Annotated in this window: 14 protein-coding genes and 2 riboswitches; all 14 genes read right to left on the reverse strand. The window is 29.1% G+C overall.

All coding sequences use genetic code 11. The annotated features are described in order from the left end of the window. Positions 1-10: 10 nt before the first annotated feature. Positions 11-2,626 carry a hypothetical protein gene (locus tag H5J23_RS08940; RefSeq protein ID WP_185891808.1) on the reverse strand — a complete coding sequence of 872 codons (2,616 nt, stop codon included), beginning with the start codon at positions 2,624-2,626 and terminating at the stop codon, positions 11-13. After that, entirely contained in the window at positions 2,626-3,465 is an 840-nt protein-coding gene (locus H5J23_RS08945) for a hypothetical protein (protein WP_040407371.1), read from the reverse strand. The genes H5J23_RS08940 and H5J23_RS08945 overlap by 1 nt, the downstream gene beginning before the upstream one ends. 16 nt (positions 3,466-3,481) lie before the next feature. Next, positions 3,482-4,948 carry an ABC transporter substrate-binding protein gene (locus tag H5J23_RS08950; protein WP_185891810.1) on the reverse strand — a complete coding sequence of 489 codons (1,467 nt, stop codon included), beginning with the start codon at positions 4,946-4,948 and terminating at the stop codon, positions 3,482-3,484. A 17-nt stretch (positions 4,949-4,965) separates the two neighbouring features. Then, entirely contained in the window at positions 4,966-7,074 is a 2,109-nt protein-coding gene (locus H5J23_RS08955; protein ID WP_185891812.1) for an HD domain-containing phosphohydrolase, read from the reverse strand. A 54-nt stretch (positions 7,075-7,128) separates the two neighbouring features. Then, a riboswitch (cyclic di-GMP riboswitch) is annotated at positions 7,129-7,204 on the reverse strand. A gap of 52 nt (positions 7,205-7,256) precedes the next feature. Then, positions 7,257-8,714: an IMP dehydrogenase gene (guaB, locus tag H5J23_RS08960; RefSeq protein ID WP_023050931.1), complete on the reverse strand. Its 1,458-nt coding sequence runs from the start codon at positions 8,712-8,714 to the stop codon at positions 7,257-7,259. 80 nt (positions 8,715-8,794) lie between these two features. Beyond that, entirely contained in the window at positions 8,795-10,045 is a 1,251-nt protein-coding gene (purD, locus tag H5J23_RS08965; protein ID WP_185891813.1) for a phosphoribosylamine--glycine ligase, read from the reverse strand. A 14-nt stretch (positions 10,046-10,059) separates the two neighbouring features. Continuing rightward, a complete protein-coding gene (gene purH, locus H5J23_RS08970) occupies positions 10,060-11,589 on the reverse strand; it encodes a bifunctional phosphoribosylaminoimidazolecarboxamide formyltransferase/IMP cyclohydrolase (protein ID WP_185891815.1) in 1,530 nt (509 codons plus the stop codon). A 5-nt stretch (positions 11,590-11,594) separates the two neighbouring features. Then, complete coding sequence (purN, locus tag H5J23_RS08975) at positions 11,595-12,170, reverse strand: phosphoribosylglycinamide formyltransferase (RefSeq protein WP_023050934.1); 576 nt, start codon at positions 12,168-12,170, stop codon at positions 11,595-11,597. Further along, positions 12,164-13,195, reverse strand: coding sequence for a phosphoribosylformylglycinamidine cyclo-ligase (gene purM, locus H5J23_RS08980; protein ID WP_370523844.1), 1,032 nt, complete (start codon positions 13,193-13,195; stop codon positions 12,164-12,166). The genes purN and purM overlap by 7 nt, the downstream gene beginning before the upstream one ends. Before the next feature lie 6 nt (positions 13,196-13,201). Continuing rightward, the gene (purF, locus tag H5J23_RS08985; protein ID WP_023050936.1) at positions 13,202-14,599 is read right to left on the reverse strand and encodes an amidophosphoribosyltransferase; all 1,398 of its coding nucleotides are present in this window, start codon (positions 14,597-14,599) and stop codon (positions 13,202-13,204) included. A 2-nt stretch (positions 14,600-14,601) separates the two neighbouring features. Then, positions 14,602-15,324, reverse strand: a complete 723-nt coding sequence (gene purC, locus H5J23_RS08990; RefSeq protein WP_023050937.1) for a phosphoribosylaminoimidazolesuccinocarboxamide synthase — start codon at positions 15,322-15,324, stop codon at positions 14,602-14,604. A 24-nt stretch (positions 15,325-15,348) separates the two neighbouring features. After that, on the reverse strand, positions 15,349-19,038 hold the full coding sequence (locus tag H5J23_RS08995) for a phosphoribosylformylglycinamidine synthase (RefSeq protein WP_185891819.1): 3,690 nt from the start codon (positions 19,036-19,038) through the stop codon (positions 15,349-15,351). Positions 19,039-19,047: 9 nt separating this feature from the next. Next, a complete protein-coding gene (gene purK / locus H5J23_RS09000) occupies positions 19,048-20,139 on the reverse strand; it encodes a 5-(carboxyamino)imidazole ribonucleotide synthase (protein ID WP_185891821.1) in 1,092 nt (363 codons plus the stop codon). After that, on the reverse strand, positions 20,126-20,593 hold the full coding sequence (gene purE / locus H5J23_RS09005; protein ID WP_257162995.1) for a 5-(carboxyamino)imidazole ribonucleotide mutase: 468 nt from the start codon (positions 20,591-20,593) through the stop codon (positions 20,126-20,128). The genes purK and purE overlap by 14 nt, the downstream gene beginning before the upstream one ends. Positions 20,594-20,859: 266 nt before the next feature. Beyond that, positions 20,860-20,960: riboswitch (purine riboswitch) on the reverse strand. Between the last annotated feature and the right edge of the window lie 18 nt (positions 20,961-20,978).

The following is a 20,978-nucleotide window of genomic DNA, read 5'->3' on the forward strand; positions in this document are numbered from 1 at the left end:
CTCTCTCCTTTTAAAAATTATTTAAAATATCATCTAAATCATATCCAGTATCACTTTCATCATTTTGATCTTCATTAGATACAGATTCATTCTCTTCACTAATAGATTTATTCACAATAACGTCATAACCTTCGAAATATTCCCCTTCATCCTCATGAATAAGTTTAATATCTACCTCTAAGTAATCTTTTATAAATTTTATATCATCACTACCTAAATAGTTAAACTTCATTTTATATTTTCCAGGTAATACATTTTCAAAGAAAAACATTCCATCAAACTCCGGATCTATCTCTTTATATAGTTCACCATTTTTTTCTAAGGCTATATTAGTCATACTTAGTATTCTTATTAATTCTTGTGATGAAATATTTTCTCCTGGAATGATATTTCCTGTTACCATTGATACTGCTTGAACCCCTATATCATATCTTGTTCCTATTGATGCTCTTGTTTGAACTTTTTTCTTATCTATAACTTGAGTTAACATTGGATCAATACTTTTTCTATCTACCTCTACTTTATAATTCTCAAGAGGAAGTAATCCAGGTACAATATACTCTCCATTCAAATCAGAAACTACTTTTTTACCATCAACAACTACTGTTACATCTGGTAACACAGTTTCTTCAACATCATACTTTCCATTATCATTAGAATCTATATAAACTTTCCCATAAATCCACGAGTTATCAACTTGTCTATCTCCCACATCTCTTTTTAAATTAGATATATCAAATGTTTTTTCTATGGTTATCCCTGTGTTTAATTCTCCATTTTCTTTTCTAGATACAGGAAGTTCCACATAAATATTTTTATCTAAATACATAGTAAAATCTATTGTAAATCTGCTTTTTTCCTCTTCATTATACAAAAGTTCTGTTCCTAAAACATATTCCATTCCTGTAGAAAAAAACTCTCTTCTTCTTCCTAATACCTTTAAAGAATAGTCTGTTTTCAAGTCTTCATTCTTTTCTATATTAGCCTGTAAAATCATTGTAAATCCGGACATTCCACCATAGCTCACTCCAGGATTTATAGAATAACTTTTTTTGCTCGTTTCTTTTTGGGTCATTTCCGCATCTAGAAATAATGAAAAGTTTCTAATGCTTCTGTTTTCCAAACTTATATAATATCCTTTTTCTCTAGTTTTTTCATTAGTTTTTAGTTCCTCTTGATATCCTAATCCTATTCTTGTTGTAATAAAGTCTCTAGAAATTCCAAAAGAGTTATATTCTATTGTATTATTCTCTTCACTTATATAAGGAGAGTATTTAAAATGCTTTATATTTAAACTATAATCTTTTATTTTTTGATTTATTCTAATTTCATAACTATTTTCTTGATTTTCTGTTTCATAAAAATTTTGAAAATTGATTACCATTGGATAACTATTGGATAATCCAATTTTATATATAATCTCATTTTTTAATATACTATATTTTCTATTTTTTTCAGATTCTAATTCTAATACTCCTATACCTAAAGTCAAATTCTTAGTAACTCCATAATTTATTTCATTTACACTTTGACTTCTTCCATTATTTTTTTCTTGTCCAAATTGTATATTATAATCCCACTCATTTTCACCAAGTAAATTTGAATCTCCAACTGTGTATACTTTTCTCGTTTCTATTTGGCCATTTTTATAATAAATTTTTAATGAATAGTCTCCTCCATAATTTCGATCTCTCACTTCAAATACAAAGTTCTTTTCTATAGGTCTTTGATAATCTAATAATACTCCACTTTGATATAATTCAATTACATCTGCTCCTTGAGCTTCACCTTTTATCGTTGTTATATTTCCAACAGTAGAACTATACGTATTTTTTTCACCAAAACTAAACCCTTCAACCATTCCATTTATATTCAAAAAATCTGGTGTTTTTATATAAAACTCTCCTAAAATCACATCGTTTTTTTTATAAACATCATTATAAGTTAAATTATAATTTTTCATAGAACTTTCTGGCTCTAAATTATAGTTCAAATATAAATCTCCATATAAAAATTGAGTTCCATACTCTAAGTTAAGCTGATTTTCTTTACTTTCCAAATCTATTTTTGAATAATTTACTTTTATCAACCCTGGAGCTAATATCCTTTTCTCTGGTCTTATTATATTAAACTCTTCATCCTCTTTTTTTTCATTTAATCTAAGCCTCTCAACCTTACCTTTCTCTCTTATTTCAAAAGGCAATATAAACTCTGGATTTAAAGTTAACTTCAAGTCCTGACTTGACCAATTAGATTCTTTAAATTTAAAATCATTTTCTAATACTTTTAATTCCACATAAATATCATCATCAATTACAAAGTTTTTTCCTGATTTTATCTCAACTTTATATTTTTCATTATCCACTTGGAACTGTACAGTTTTTCTTTTTAAATTAACATCAACTGAGTAAATCTCTAAAAAATAAAATAGTCCTTTTATAGGTATATATATTTGATCATTTTCAAAGTCATATCTAGCCATAAAAAAATCATCTTTTAATGATTTACTTTTTATTTCAATGTATGCTTCATCTAGACCTACATCTTCTTGTGCAAATAAATTAGCTGAAGAAAACTGAAAAAAAATAGCTACCAATCCTACATAAGCTATTTTTATTATTTTCATTAGTTATACCTTACCTTTATTTTTAAATCTCCACTATACTTACCTGGTACTGCTTTTTTAGTATCTCTAACCTGTCCAAAAAAAGTTACTTTTTTTTCACCTCTTTCAGATAACCTTGTAGAATATTCTTCATTTCCTGTAGAATATAAGTCCGGACTTGATATCTCAACCTTTATACTACCTTTCCCCATTTTATTAAACATTTCAACTTCTCTTGGGTAGTTAATTATTACATTCCTATTCGGCTCTCCCTCTATGTTTAAATATCCATGATTTCCATGTGACGAAGATAGCATCTGCCCTTGTACTCCTATTCCTAAGTCCATTGGAGTTGTTGAAATTTTTAACGTCTTTACTATATCTAACTCCATTCTTACCTCTATCATAATTCTATCATAGCTAGAGCTATTTTTTCTTTTCCCTTTTAAGATTAATATAATCGGATACGATGTATATTTCCCACTTAATCTCGAGCTATTTCTCACTCCTACAACAGTTCTTACTCTTAAATTACAATTACCATTAAACCCTAAAATAACTTTATTATTCGTATCTATAGTTGCATCCAATGGCTCTATCCACATTTGCTTTATCTTTATTCGCGGTTCTAACATATGACCCTTCTTAAAAAAATCATTTCCAAAACTTTCAAATTCATAAATTAATTTGTCATAACCACCTAATCCTGTTATCTTAAAATTATTCGTTAAATAATCTATATTTTGATATCCCTCTCCTACAACTTCTCTTTTTTCAACTAGTCGTGACGTATCTGATTTCATATCTCCAAAAATTACTAAACGAAAAATTAATAGAAAAAACAACAAAACTTTTTTCAAAATATATCATCTCCCATTATTTCAGCAATATATTTGATTTCCCATTTTCTACAGCAATTTTTTCTCTATGTATCAATGGAATATACGGTATATTTTTAGATATTAAAAAAACAATTTTATCATATATTTTATCTCTATTTTCCTTTTCTTCTTCATCTTTTAAAATCTCTAAAAATGGTAAAGATGCATTATACATATCTTGATCACCTATATCATGCACCATTACTTTTCCTAAATTATAAATTAAATACTTTTCATCAAAAAGAACACTATATATAGCTATTTCATAATCTTGATTTTCTAACTTCATTAAGTAAGCCTCTTGTTGGTACGGCACTACTTCTACTAAAACCCCTTTTAATTCTAATTGTTTTTTCAAACTATTAGCAATTTTTATAGAAATATCGTCATTTAAAACAGTTATCTCTATTTTTTTATTTTTTACACTACTTTTATTTAAATCATCAATTGAAAAACTACTTTTTCTTACAATAGATAACTTTGACTCAAACAAACTTTCTGGAAAGAATGTACTTACAGATTTTTCTTTAAAAATATTTTTCAAAATTTCATCCTTATCGATAGCACTTTCTATAACTTGTCTATTTTTTTTATCTGTAAAAATTTTATTTTTATTTCCAAATATTATTGCAACTGTATCCAACTCTTTTGTCTTTTTTAATATTGCATTCTTATCAATAAGTCCTTCTTTTTGAAGTTCTTCTATTTGTTTTGGACTCAAATCTAAAATAACATCAACATCCTCATTAAAATATAAAAGTGCTCTTTTTCTATCACTTATCTCTGATAAAATCTCTATTTTAAAAGGACCTGGATTTTTCTTAAAATATTTATCATTCTTAGATAAAATAACCTCTTTACTTGTTATTTTATCCAATTTATATGGCCCAGTTCCATAAATAATTCCATTTTCATATTTAGTTATTGAACACATATAATAAGTCAACATTGATAAAAAAAGATTATTTTTCCCTCTTAACTTTATCTCTATTGTATTTATATCTATAATTTTTATGTTTTGAATATCATTAAAAAAATCTTTAAAAACACCACTTTTTAACATCCTCTCAAAAGATTCTTTTACATCTTTTGCTAACATTTTATCCCCATTTTGAAAATAAACATCTTCTCTTAACTTAAGTTCTAAAACTCTGTCATCTTTCCATTCCCATTTTTCAACTAAATTTGGAACAACTTCACCTTTTTCATTATAATTAAATAATGTATCATAAAGATAGTCTACAACTCTCATTGAATACTGATCCTTCATTAAAATAGGATCTACAGTTGCTATTTTAACTGCTTGCACTATTTTTATTTCATCATTATTACTATTAATTATATTATCTTTATTTAAATCACTATACTCATTAAATGGTATCTCTTCTAAATAAGTTTCCACTTCTCCAAAAGTTAAGGTTATTGTCAGAGTAAATAAAATTAAGCATAAATATCTTTTCAAATTTTCACCTCTTAATATTATTTATTATTTTTTATTGCAGAATAGAATTCTGTTGCTAAATCTAACGACTCTTTATTTTCTTCATAAATCTTTTCAAATTCTTTATTATTTGCTACAAAAATATCAACTAGTTCTGGATCAAAACTCTTTCCTTTCTCATTTTCAATCATTGTTAAGGCTTCTAAATGAGACAGTGCACCTCTATGGAATTTCTTTTGTCTCAATGCATCATACACATCAACAACAGCTACAATTCTTGCTTCTAGCGGAATATTCTCTCCTTCCAATCCTAAAGGATAACCACTTCCATCCCACTTTTCATGATGATATCTAACTATATTTTCAGCTACTTTTCCTAGTTTTAATTTTTTTACTAGATCATACCCTATATTTACATGTTCTTTCACTTTATTAAATTCATCTTTAGTTAATTTAGATGGTTTTTTCAAAATTTCTGATGGAATTGCAACTTTTCCTATATCATGCAAAGAAGAAAATCTTTTAATATTCTCTCTTGATTCTGTAGGAACATTTGCCTTTTCAGATAAAAGGGTTGAATACATCCCTAGTCTTTTCACATGATCTCCTGTATCTTCATCATTTAGTTGATTTGCCATCTCTAAAACTTCGATTAATGAAAAACTTAATTCTTCAGCTTTTTTTCTATTTTTTTCAGATTTAACTATTAATATTATTAAAATAAATATAAATATTACTACTGGTATTGATATTTTTAAAATTAATTTATAATTTTGAGTAACTATAGAATTTTTTAACAAATTATTATCTATAACTGTTTTATCAACAGTGAAACTTTCTAATATTGTTTCTATTAAATTTGATAACTCTTTTTGTTCTTTTGAAATTCCAAAACTAACTCCAAAAGAATCATTTAATATTCCAGCTACTTTAATTTTATCATCTAAAAAATTATTACTTATTACTCCCGTCAATATATTAAAATAACCTACTAAATATTCACCATCTTGACTTAATAACTTTTCTAATCCCTCTTCATAACTTTCAACTTCTATTATCTGACTATTTTTTAGTATATTTTTTAAATAAGTACAGCTATAATCCCCTTTTAATACTAATATTTTAGCTTTATCTAAATCTGAAATATTTTGTATAAACCCATCAGATTTTCTATTTGCCACTGATAATTTCATTTCATAGTATGGTTTTGTATAATTAATTTTACTTTTACCTTCACTATTTTCAATGGCTATTCCTTCCATATCATATTCTCCATTTTTTATAAAAACAAATGGCACCCCTATTATTTGCTCTAACTCTTTAGTTATATTAACTGTTAATCCTTGGTAAATACCCTTTTGTTCATAGTAAAAAGGTAACATAAATTTATCTTTTCCTAATTTCACTTTTATAGTTTTATAGCTTTCCTTTACTTTTTCATAACTTGGTGTATCTTTTAGTAAATACTTATAAAATTCTATTCTATTTTTTGATAATAATTTTTGAAAACTATCTCCTTCTATAGTGTCCATAGTTTCCTCTATCTCTTTATGAATATTTTTCAAATTTTTCTTAATTGCTATTTGTTCGTTATATCTAATATTCTCTAAAAGTTTATAATTTGTTTCTCCTGAATTTTTATCATACCAATCTTGTGCTATAAAAGCATCAACTTCTCCCTCTGAAAGTTTTTCTAATCCTTCGTCTAAGTTTTTCACTTCGATTTTTTCTAGATTTAAGTTGTTGTATCTTTCTTTAAACTCTTTTAATCCATGTTGATTTGGAATATATGCTACTTTCAAATTTTTTACATTTCCTAAGTTGGAAAGTGTGGAATTTTTATTAACAACAACTCCTACTCTATATATCATTGGAGTATCAAAATAATCATACACTCTCTTCCCATCAAGAGTTTCAATCGTTCTTAGTACAACGTCACTATCTTCACCATCTAAATTTATACTTATATTTTTATTTTTTAATACATCTGCAAAAATATCTATATAAACTCCTTGATATTCACCTTTTTCTAAATCTTTATACAAATACATATCTGTTGTATTTGATGGTATTGTTATATTAATGTTATCTTTTGAAAAAATACTACAACTTACTAACATTAAATATAATAATATTATTTTTTTCATTTTTTCCTCCATAAATAATTTTTTGCAAAAAAAAACTGCAATAATCACAAAGACTACTGCAGCTGGCTGCCATTTTAAAGACCCTATAGCTTTGCGTCATAGGGTTTCCCCTACTTTGCCTTATAAATAAAGATTTCTCTTTAATTATAATCAATCAAAACATTAAAGTCAACTTTTTATATCTATTTAGAATAGTTTGGAGCCTCTTTAGTTATAATAATATCATGCGGATGACTCTCTTTTAATCCTGCTCCTGTAATTTTTACAAATTTTCCATGAACTTTTAAATCTTCAATTGTTGATGTTCCACAATATCCCATTCCAGCTCTTACTCCTCCACATAATTGGAAAACAACGTCTTTCAAGCTTCCCTTATACGAAACTCTTCCCTCTATTCCTTCAGGAACTAATTTTTTAGCATCATTTTGGAAATATCTATCTTTCGATCCTCTTTTCATTGCTGCCATTGAACCCATTCCTACATATACTTTATATCTTCTTCCCTCATATATCATCTCTTCTCCAGGGGCTTCAGTTGTTCCTGCTAATAATCCTCCTAACATTACACAATCTGCTCCTGCCGCTAAAGCTTTTACCATGTCTCCAGATAGTTTTATTCCACCATCTGCTATAACACCAATCCCTCTTGTTTTACAAACTTCATATACATCATTAACTGCTGATAATTGAGGAACACCTACTCCAGCTACAACTCTCGTTGTACAAATAGATCCTGGTCCTACTCCTACTTTAACAGCATTTACTCCAGCTTCTATTAAATCTAAAGCTGCTTCTGCAGTTACTATATTTCCACCAATTATGTTTAACTTAGGAAAATTTTCTCTAATCTCTTTTATTTTTTCCATAACACCTTTTGAATGACCATGTGCTGAATCTACAGTTATTATATCTACACCAGCTTCTACTAGAGCTTTTACTCTTTCTAAAGTATCTGCTCCAACACCAACTGCTCCACCAACTCTTAATCTTCCTTGAGAATCTTTACATGCAAATGGATACTCTACTAAATTATCAATATCTTTTATTGTTATTAGTCCTTTTAACTTTCCATTTTCGTCAACTATTGGTAATTTCTCTATTCTATTTTCTAATAATATATCTTTTGCTTCTTCTAATGTTGTTCCAACAGGTGCTGTTACTAAATTTTCTTTTGTCATTATGTCACTTACTAATTGATCCATATCTTTTCTATACTTCAAATCTCTATTTGTTATGATACCAATCAATGACCCATCTTCTTCAATTACTGGTAATCCTGATATTTTATATCTTCTCATTATCTCTTCAGCATGCCATACTGTAGAATCTTTAGTTAAAGTTACTGGATTTTTTATCATTCCGCTTTCATTTCTTTTTACTCTGTCTACTTCAGCAGCTTGATCTTCTATACTCATATTTTTATGTATAAATCCAATTCCACCTTGTCTTGCTAAAGCTATTGCTAAGTCTCCTTCTGTTACTGTATCCATCGCTGCACTTAAAACTGGAATATTCAATTCGATATCCTTTGTAAGTCTTGTTTTTAAACTCACTTCATGCGGTAATACCTCTGATCTCGCTGGAACTAATAGCACGTCATCAAAAGTTATTGCTTCTTTTATTATTTTTCCATTCATCATTTTCCTACTGCCTCCAATTATAATTTTCCAATTTTTAAATAAAGACCTGCACTTTTTTTTAGTACTGTGCAGGTCTTTTTTTATTTATTTTCGTTATTATAGCACATTTTTGAGCCTATGTCATTTCTAAAAAATAATTTTTTACAATTTATTTTTTTCACATCTAAATAAGCATTCTTTTTTGCTTCTTCCAAAGTATTTCCATAAGCTACCACGGATAATACTCTTCCACCATTTGTTTCAATTTTGCCATGAACTTTTCTAGTTCCCATATGAAATACTACAGATTCCAAATCCTTTGGTATCTCTATTCCACTCCCTATTGTTGATGATTTTGGATAATTTTCTGAAGCCATTACCACTGCTACTGTATATCTATTATCCCACTCTAAATTCACATCTTTATTTTCCATTAAATCCAATATTGCTTTAACAAAATCTGACTTTAATCTTGGAAGAATCCCCTCAGCTTCGGGATCACCAAATCTAGCGTTAAACTCTATCGTCTTTACACCATCTTTTGTTAACATTATTCCACCAAAAAGAAATCCTTTAAATGGAATTCCATCTTTTTCCATTCCTTTAGCCATTGGTTTTAATATTTTTTCTAAAGTTTCATCTATTATATTTGAATCAATTTTATCTACTGGTGAGTAAACTCCCATTCCACCAGTATTTGGCCCTTCATCATTATCATAAGCTCTTTTATGATCTTGAGCTATTTCTAATGGAATTACTGTCTCGCCATTTGTTAAAGCGATTATAGAAAATTCAAACCCATCTAAGTACTCTTCTATTACAACCTTATTATTAGGGATACTAAAAGCTACTTCTAAAGCTTCAATTGCTTCTGGTATTGAAAACGCAACAGTTACACCTTTTCCTGCTTTTAATCCATCCTCTTTTATAACTATTGGAGCACCTTTTTCTTCTACATACTTTACTGCTAATTCTAAGTCAGTAAATGTTTCATAATCTCCAGTAGGTACACCATATTTTTTCATAAGTTTTTTAGCAAACTCTTTACTTGATTCAATTTTTGCAGCTTCTTTTGTAGGACCAAAGATTTTTAATCCTCTTCTTTCAAATTCATTTACAATTCCTAAAGCAAGAACATTTTCCGGTCCCACAATTGTCAAATCTATTTTATTTTTTTGAGCAAAATCTGCTAACTCTTCTATTTTTTCTTCTGGGATATTAATCAATGTACCTAAGCTTTCCATACCAATATTCCCAGGGGCTATAAATATTTCTTTAACTAAATCACTTTCTTTTACTTTCCATGCAATTGCATGTTCTCTTCCACCTTTTCCAACTATAAGAACTTTCATAAACTCCTCCAAAATTAATGTTTAAAGTGCCTAACTCCTGTAAATACCATAGCTATTCCATGCTTATTACACGCCTCTATTGAAAGGGTATCTTTTATTGATCCTCCTGGTTGAATTATAGCTGTAATTCCAAATTTAGCAGCTAACTCTACTGTATCGTCCATTGGGAAAAACGCATCAGAAGCTAAAACCGCTCCTTCACACTTTTTGTGTCCCTGCTCTAAAGCTATTTTAGCAGCACCCACTCTATTCATTTGTCCTGCCCCTATTCCTATAGTCTGGTTATCTTTTCCCACAACAATCGCATTAGACTTTACATGTTTTACAACATTCCAAGTAAATATCAATGCTTCTATCTCTTCATCTGTTGGTTTTCTTTCAGTTACACATATAAGTTCATCTTTAGATACTTTCATCTCATCAAACTCTTGAATTAGTGCTCCATCCATAACAGATGTTACTTTCATTTTATTTAAAATTTCACTTTCCATATCAATTTGCAATACTCTTATATTTTTCTTTTGAGTAATAATATCTAAAGCTTCTTTTTCAAAACTTGGAGCTATTATAATTTCTAAAAATAATTTCGATAAATCTTCTGCAACCATTTTTGTTATACATGAATTGCTTACAACAATTCCTCCGAAAATCGATGTTTTATCAGCTTCATAAGCTTTTTTCCAAGCTTCATTTATATTTTTTCCACTTCCTACACCACATGGATTCATATGCTTAACTGCAACTACAGTTGGTTCTTTAAACTCTTTCAATATTTCTAATGCTGCATTAGCATCTTGGATATTATTATATGATAACTCTTTCCCGTGTAATTGTTTGGCATTTCCCATAGAGTATCCTGCAAAGCTTTTTTTGTAAAACCCAGCTTTTTGATGTGGATTCTCTCCATATCTTAAGTCTTGTACTTTTTCATAAGTTACAGTTATTATTTCTGGGAATTTTTCTTCCACTTTATTTGTTAAATACTCTGCAATTAAAGTATCATATGATGACGTATGTCTAAATACTTTTGCTGCTAATCTCTCTCTCGTTTCTAATAAGGTATCTCCAGCTTCTTTTAGCTCACAAACCACTGCTTTATAATCCTTTGGATCAACTATTACTGTAACTGATTTGTAATTTTTAGCTGCTGATCTTAGCATACTTGGCCCACCTATATCTATATTTTCAATTAACTCTTCATGAGTTACATTTTTTTTAGCTAATGTTTCTTTAAATGGATATAAATTTACAACTACCATATCTATTAAATCTATTTTATTATCTTCTAAAGCTTTTAAATGATTTTTATTATCTCTAACACACAATAATGCTCCATGAACATTTGGATGTAATGTTTTTACTCTTCCATCCATAATTTCTGGAAAACTTGTAATATCCGATATACTTAATGTCTTTATCCCCGCTTCATCTAATGTTTTCTTTGTCCCACCTGTAGAAATTATTTCATATCCTAACTCTACTAACTCTTTAGTTAATTCTACTATTCCTGTTTTATCAGATACACTTATTAACGCACGTTTCATCTATATTATTCTCCCTTTTTAAATAACTTTGTTAAAATCATAGGATAAATTCTATGTTCTATTTCATGTATTTTATTTTTAAGATCCTCTAATCCCCATTGAGGGTCTATTTTTAATCTTTCTTGATATATTATCTCCCCTGTATCAACTCCACTATCCACATAATGAATAGTCACTCCTGTTTTACTTGCTCTAGCTTTGTATGCATCTCCAATACCATCTTTTCCTGGAAATTCAGGTAAATAAGCTGGATGGATATTTATTATTTTATTAAAATATTCCTCCAATAATATTGGCGATATTATCCTCATATATCCCGCTAAAACTATATATTCTATCTCAGATTTTTTTAATATATCTATAATCTTCTCTTCAAATTCCATTTTTGTGTTATACTCTTTTGGATTAATAAAATAATATGGTATCCCTAACGACTTTGCTCTTTCTATAGCGTATGCACTCTCTTTATCAACAATTAGAACTTTAACTTCGTATCCTTTTCCCTCTCCTGACTTTTGAGCTTCAACTATCCTCTGAAAATTCCCACCATTTCCAGAAGCAAAAACAGCAATTTTTACCATTTTATTTCTACTCCTACTTTTCTATTAACTTCCCCTAATATCATTGGCTTTTCTTGCAACTTTTCTAATTTTTCAACTAATTTATCTAAATTTTCTTTAGATACAACAAATATGAATCCAACTCCCATGTTGAATACATTAAACATCTCTTTTTTAGGAATATTTCCTTTTTCTTCTAAAAATTTAAATACTTGAAGCTCATTTATATTTTTAGAATCGATTTCTACCCCCATCCCCTCAGGTATAATTCTAGGTATATTCTCATAGAATCCGCCACCTGTAACATGGCACATTCCTTTTATATCTATATTTTTTAAAACTTCTTTTACTGTTTTTACATATATCTTTGTTGGTATTAACAACTCTTCCCCTAAAGAGTTTTCAAATCCCTCATATATTTTTTTCAAATCTAAATTTGCATCTTTTATTATTTTTCTAACTAAAGAAAATCCATTTGAATGAACTCCACTAGATGATATTCCTACAAGAACATCCCCTTCTTTTATGCCCTTTCCAGTTATTAAATCTTTTTTTTCTACAGCTCCAACTGTAAATCCAGCTATATCATAATGCCCTTCACTATACATTCCAGGCATCTCTGCTGTCTCTCCCCCTATTAATGCACATTCTGCCTTAACACATCCATCAGCTACACCTTTTACTATAGCTTCAATTTGTTCTGGATAGTTTTTCCCAACAGCTATATAATCTAAAAAATATAATGGCATTGCACCTTGAACTAAAACATCATTTACACACATAGCCACAACATCTTGACCTATTGTATCGTGTTTATCCATTTCAAATGCTAGCATTAATTTTGTTCCAACACCGTCTGTTCCACTAACTAAAACTGGTTCTTTCATTCCAAGTTCTGATAAATCAAACATTCCACCAAATGCTCCTAAACTATTCATTGCCCCTTTTACTTTAGTTCTTTCAACATGACTTTTAATTCTTCTAACTGATTCATATCCAGCTTCTAAGCTAACTCCAGCTTCCATATATTTATTGCTCACTTTTATCGACCCCTATTTCTTTAAATTTTCTAATAAACTAAACATACTAGTTGGATATTTTCCAGTAAAACATGCTAGACATATATTTTTTCCTAATCCTTCTATCATTCCATCATTTGATAAAAATGCTAACGAATCTGCTCCAATGTATTCTCCTAATTCTTTTGGTGATAATCTTGTACTTATCAATTCATTATATGTAGAGGTATCCACTCCATAAAAACATGGACTTATTATTGGAGATGATGCTATTCTCATATGAACCTCTTTTGCTCCTGCATCCTTTAATAATTTTATTATATGTTTAGATGTTGTTCCTCTTACTATCGAGTCGTCTACAAGTACAACTCTCTTATCTTTAACAACAGCTTCCATAGCTGAAAGTTTCATCTTTACTCCACGTTCTCTTTGGTGCTGATTTGGCTTTATAAATGTTCTACCCACATATCTATTCTTTACAAGTCCCATTTCATAAGGAATTCCCGAGAAATCTGAGTATCCCATTGCTGAAGATAAAGATGAATCTGGTACTCCTATAACTATATCTGCTTCAACTGGACTTTCTTTCGCAAGTATTGCTCCACAGTTTCTTCTACTTGTATGAACATTCAAACCATTTATACTACTATCTGGTCTTGAAAAATATATGTATTCCATAGAACACATTTTATCTTGAGTACAGTCTGTATATTGAAACGACTCTATTTCATCTTTAGAAACTTTTAAAACTTCTCCTGGCTTTAACCCTCTTATGTAATCAGCTCCTACTATTTCAAAAGCTGAACTTTCAGAACTAAACACATATCCATCTTCTAATTTCCCCATCGATAAAGGCCTAAATCCATTTTTATCTCTAATTACAAAAAGATTTTCATTATTCATTATAAGGAATGAAAAAGCTCCTTCTAATTTAGGTAATGCTTTAAGTATTTTTTCATGAAAATCCCCAACTTCTCTCTGAATTAAGTGTCCTATTATTTCACTATCTGATGTTGTATGAAAAATACTTCCCATTGCTTCTAATTGCATTTTTAATTCTTTTGCATTTACTATATTTCCATTGTGAGCAATTACAAAGTCTCCAGTGTGAGAACGAACTAATATAGGTTGAACATTTTCAATTCCTCCTCCACCTGTTGTTGAGTATCTAACATGACCAATAGACATATTTCCAGGAAGTTTAGCTATTCTTTCTGTATTAAAAACTTCAGTTACTAATCCTTCTCCTTTTTCTCTAATGATACTTTCTCCATCAGAGGAAGCTATTCCAGCTCCCTCTTGACCCCTATGTTGTAATGAATGTAGCCCATAATATGTTAGTTGCGCTGCATCCTCTACATTAAATACTCCAAACACTCCACACTCTTCATTTATTTTTCCACTTAAAAAATACTCTATCTCTTTTATCATTTTTACCCCACTATTTTATTTAGTCTTGCTAAAACTTCTTGATAAGCTTCTTCGATATCTCCTAAATCTCTTCTAAATCTATCTTTATCCAATTTTTTTCTAGTTTCTTTATCCCATAGTCTACAACAATCTGGTGATATCTCATCTGCTAGGATAATATTCCCTTCGTTATCTTTTCCAAACTCTATTTTAAAATCCACTAACTCAATCCCTACTTTATCAAATAAATCTTTCAATAACTCATTGATCTTTTTAGTTTGAGAATAAATATTTTCTAACTCATCTTTTGTAGCAAGTCCTAAAGCAACCGCATGATAATCATTTATCATAGGATCACCTAGCTCATCTTTTTTATAACATATTTCAAATATTGGGTTTTCTAAAATTTGTCCCTCTTCCATCTTAAAAAGTTTTGCAGTAGATCCTGCTAGAGTATTTCTAACAATTACTTCTAGTGGAATAATCTCTACTTTTTTACAAAGTTGAGCTCTTTCTGATAAATTTTCTACCAAATGAGTTTCTACACCGTTTTTCTTTAAATAATCATATATTAATGTTGTAATTTGACTATTTAATATTCCTTTATTGTGTATTTGACCTTTTTTTAAATTATTAAAAGCTGTTGCATCATCTTTATAATAAATAATAACTTCGTTAGGATTCTCTGTTTTGTATACTTTCTTTGCTTTTCCCTCATATAATTTATTTGCTTCTACTAATAACATTTGGTCACTCTCCCATTTTAATATTTATTTTTTAAAATAATTAACTCCATTAGTAAAAATATCTTGCATCTTATTTCCATCTATATTTTTTAATAGTCCATCCTCATATCTTTCTGAATGTCCCATCTTCCCTAGTATTTTTCCACATTTAGAAACAATCCCTTCTATTGCATATGTTGACCCATTTAAATTATGATTTTTATCCATTGTCACTTGATTATTTTCATCGCAATATTGTGTTATTACCTGTCCATTTTCAAATAACTCTTTTGCGAAATCTTCACTCACTACAAATTTTCCCTCTCCATGAGACATTGGTATATTATGCGTTTCTCCTACAGTAAATGAGCTCATCCATGGAGAATTATTTGAAACAATTTTTGTGCTAACTACTCTTGATACGTGTCTGTTTATATCATTTCTAAATAATGTTGGTGAGTCTTTAGTTACACTATCTACATTTCCATAAGGTAATAACCCTGATTTTATAAGAGCTTGGAATCCATTACATATTCCTAGTACCAATCCATCATTTTCTAAGAACTTTTCCATACTCTCTTTTATCTTTTTATTTTGTAAAATATTTGCTATAAACTTTCCAGAACCATCTGGCTCATCCCCTGCACTAAAACCTCCAGGAATCATAAATATTTGAGCTGATTTTATTTTTTCAGATAAGGTATCTATACTTTCTTTTATCTCTTCAACACCTAAGTTATTGAATACATATATTTCAACCTCTGCTCCAGCTCTTTCAAAAGCCTTTTTAGTATCATATTCGCAATTGGTACCTGGAAATACTGTTATTAAAACTTTTGGTTTATCATAAAGTTTTTTAGCTTTAAACTCTTTTTTAGTAATATATTCTTTTTCGATTACTTCTCCAATTGTTTCTGCTGTATATGGATATATTTTACTGTATCTCTTTTCCCATATATTTATTAAAGAGTCTATTTCAAACTTTTCTTTATTTAATTCAATAACTTTCTCATCAATTGTTGTTCCTAAAAGAATTCCATAATCTAATTCTTTTGCTGATTCTACTATTATATCCCCTGGCATTAAATTAAATAGATTTTCTTTTGTTTCAATTTTAGCTCCGATTTTATTTCCAAAAGACATCTTTATAACAGCTTCTGCTATTCCACCAAACTTTATTGTTGATGCTGATATTACTTCTTTTGATTTTATTGAGTTTTCTAATAGCTCAAAATTTTCTTTTAATCTTTTATAATTTGGTAAATCACCAAAAAGTCTTTCACTTTTTATTAGATATATTTTATTTCTTGCTTCTTTAAATTCAGACGATATTATATTTTTTACACTCTCTGTTGTTACTGCGAAAGATATCAAAGTTGGAGGTACATCTAAGTCTTTAAAAGTTCCACTCATACTATCTTTTCCACCTATCGCTGGAGTTTCAAATTCAAGTTGTGCTTCAATTCCTCCTAATAATGCAGCAAAAGGTTTCCCCCATCTTGTTGAATCTTTTCCTAATTTTTCAAAATATTCTTGGAAAGATAATCTTGCTTTTTTATAACTTCCACCTAATGCAACAATTTTTGCTAAAGATTCTATTACTGCATATTGAGCTCCCAAATATGGAGAATATTCCGATATTAGTGGGTTATAACCATAAGTCATTATTGAACAAGTATTTGTAAATTTATCTGTTGGAAGTTTTTGAACACTTCCCTCTGATTCGGTTAATTGATACTTTCCTCCATATGGCATAAGAACTGTGCTTCTTCCTATTGAAGCATCAAACATCTCTACCATTCCCCTTTGAGAAGCTACGTTCATATCCTGTAAAACTTTTTCTACTTTTTCTTTTATATCCGTTACTTTATTTTCTAAAAATGGATTTTCTATTTCTGTAGATACAACTTTTACATCTTGAATTTGTCTAACACCATTTGTATCTAAAAAATCTCTTGAAATATCTACAAGTATTTCATTTTTATATTTTATTACTAATCTTTCTTCCTCTGTTACTACCGCAACCAATGCCGATTCTAAGTTTTCTTCTTTAACTAATCTTTGAAACTTCTCCACATCTTTTGCCTCTACTACTACAGCCATTCTTTCTTGAGATTCTGATATAGCTAATTCAGTTCCATTAAGTCCTAAATATTTCACTGGTACTGTATCTAAATTTATCTCTACTCCCCTTGCAATCTCTCCAATAGCAACACTAACTCCACCTGCTCCAAAATCATTTGATTTTTTTATAAGTTTTGTGACTTCTGGGTTTCTAAATAACCTTTGGATTCTTCTCTCTACAGGGGCATTACCTTTTTGAACTTCTGATGAACATTTAGTTAATGACGTTTCATTATGTTCTTTAGATGATCCAGTCGCTCCTCCTACACCATCTCTACCAGTTTTTCCTCCAAGTAAAATTACTACATCACCTGGAACAGGGCTTTCTCTTCTTACATACTCTTTTTTTACTGCTCCAACAACTGCTCCAACTTCCATTCTTTTAGCTTTATACCCATTATGATAAATCTCTTTTACAAAAGTAGTTGTTAGTCCTATCTGATTTCCATATGAAGAATATCCATGTGCTGCTCCTTTAGATATTTTTTCTTGTGGTAATTTATTTGCTAACGTTTCTTCTATACTTTCAGTTATATCTGCTGCTCCTGTAACTCTCATAGCTTGATAAACATATGCTCTTCCTGACAATGGATCTCTTATAGCTCCACCTACACAAGTGCTTGCTCCTCCAAATGGTTCAATTTCTGTTGGATGATTGTGAGTTTCATTTTTAAACATCAGTAACCATTTCTCTAACTTGCCATCAACATCTACCTCTATCTCGATGCTACATGCATTTATCTCTTCTGATTCCTCTAAATCATCTAATTTACCTATTGATTTTATATATCTTCCACCAATTGTTGCCATATCCATTAAAGTTAAAGGTTTTTCTTCTCTACCTAATTTCGCTCTCATATCTATATATTTTTCAAAAGCATCTTGAATATTTTTTGTTAAATCTCCACATTCAATTTTTATATTTTTTAAATATGTTTCAAAAGTTGTATGTCTACAATGATCAGACCAATAAGTATCTAAAACTTTTATCTCTGTCTCTTTTGGATCTCTTTTCTCTTCATCTCTAAAATAATTTTGAATATGTTTTAGGTCTTCAAGAGTCATAGCTAGTCCATGCTCTAATAAAAAACTTTCTAGTTCTTCTGAATTTTTATTTATAAATCCTACATAAGTTGGCACTGGTTCTATATCAACATTTTCCTCTAGTGTCAAAACATTTAATTTTTTTTCTCTAGTTTCAATAGGATTTATTAAGTAATCTTTTATTTTATCAAAACTTTTTATCTCTCCATGAAAAATTAAAAGTTTACCACTTTTTATTTGAATACCAGCTTTATTATTTAATAACATTAAGCATTGCTCTGCAGAATCAGCTCTTTGATCATATTGTCCTGGTAAAAATTCCATTGCTAAATATTTTTTTCCATCTAATTCAACTTCTTCATAAACGTCATCTGTTACTGGTTCAGATAAAACTTTATTTTTTAAAAGATTTAAATCCTCTTCTGTGCAGTTAAAAATATCATATACGTTATATAAATCTATTTTATTTATCTTATCCTCTTTTAAGTTTTCTAAAAGCTCACTCTTTAGTCCTAAACTCTCTACTTGAAATCCATCCTTTTTCTTAACAAATACTCTTTTATTCATTATTCCTCCCTAAAATGAATCAGCTTTTAAAATTAGCTCTTCTAGATTTTCACCACAATAGTTTATATGGCCCATTTTTCTATCTTTTTTCCATTCTGACTTTCCATATATGTGAACATTCATATTATGTTCTTTTTTAATTTTTTTTACTTTCTCCTGATCTTCACCCATTATATTTAACATCACTACTTTTGTTAAAAGTTTTACTTCAGGTAGTTTCTCTCCTAAAATCCCCATTAAATGAATATCAAATTGAGAATAATTACATGCATCCATTGTATAATGTGCACTATTATGTGGTCTTGGAGCCATTTCATTAAAATAAATTTCATTCTCTTTAATAAAAAATTCTATTCCTAATGGTCCATATATATTTAATTTTTTTATAATCTCCTGAGATGTTTTTTCCACTTTTTCTAAAATATCTTTCGATACCCTTGCAGGAACTATAGTTTTATTTAAAATTCCATTTTTATGGATATTTTCTCCAATTGGAAAACTTACTATATCTCTATTTATTCCTCTAACAACTAAGCATGAAACTTCTTTATCAAATCTAATCATCTCTTCTAAAATATACTCTACATTTTCATTCCAATTAATACTTTTTAAATCTTTCTCTTCTAATAATTTCCATTGTCCTTTTCCATCATATCCCCCTGAACAAGTTTTTAAAATAGATGGATATCCAATTTCATCAATAGCTTTCTTTAATTCTTCTAAATTTTTAACGCCTTTAAATTTTGCAGTTTTAACTCCAATTTGTTTTACTGCCTCTTTCTCTCTAACTCTATGTTGACTTAAATGCAGTGGTCTCTTTCCTTGAAGAATATTCCCATCATTTTCTTTTAAATAATCTATTATTTCACTTGGCACATTTTCAAACTCGTATGTTATCACATCAGTAATTTCACATAGCTTTTTTAAACTCTCTTTGTTGTTATATTCAGCTTGAATATGCTCATCAGCACTAAATCTTCCGCATGAATCTGGATTAGGATCTAAAATTATTGTTTCACAGTTCAATTTTTTTCCTGAATCACATAGCATCTTAGCTAGTTGTCCTCCACCTAAAATTCCGACTCTTCTAGATTTTTTCATCTAAAATCATCCTTTCCATATTTTTTCTATACTCGACAATTTTTTCTGCTAACCTTTCATCCTTTAAAGCTAATATCTTTACAGCTAATAATGCGGCATTTTTAGCTCCTCCTATTGCTACAGTTGCTACAGGAACACCTCCTGGCATCTGAACAATTGATAAAAGTGAATCTATTCCTTTTAAAGTTTTACTTTCAATAGGTACTCCAATAACTGGTAAGTCAGTTAAACTAGCAACCATACCAGGTAAATGTGCTGCTCCTCCCGCTCCTGCTACTATAACTTCTAGCCCTCTTTTTTTAGCTTCTTTCGCATAGTCAAACATTAAATTAGGAGTCCTGTGTGCTGAAACTATTTTTATCTCATGCTCAACTCCAAAATTTTTTAAAACATTTACACATTCATTCATAGTTGGTAAATCAGATTTACTTCCCATTATTACACCTATTTTCACTCTTTATCCTCCCTAAAGTTAAAAATAAAAAACGCACATTACTAAAAGGTTACAACTATCCCTTTTTAATAATCTGCGTTTTTACACACTTATTCCATTTGTTAGTTTTTTTATTTTTTATCTTTTCTTTTCTCTGTTTTCTCGTTATTATTAACACTTGATTGACTCCCCTTTATTTTTTGGGTCAACAAAAAAAGTCTATAAAAAAAGGAAATTACAATAGTAATTCCCTACAAGATCAAATTTAAAATATATCAAAAAAACATACATTTAAAATTTATCCTTGTAGTCTGCCAATTTACGGTGGCAGGTAGAGACTCGTTGACCTTATTTCAACTATTATACAAGTTTTATTTATTTTGTTTTTTAATACTTTTCCTATTTC

This window comes from Cetobacterium sp. 2G large, assembly GCF_014250655.1.
In the GTDB taxonomy this organism is placed as follows: Bacteria; Fusobacteriota; Fusobacteriia; order Fusobacteriales; family Fusobacteriaceae; genus Cetobacterium_A; species Cetobacterium_A somerae.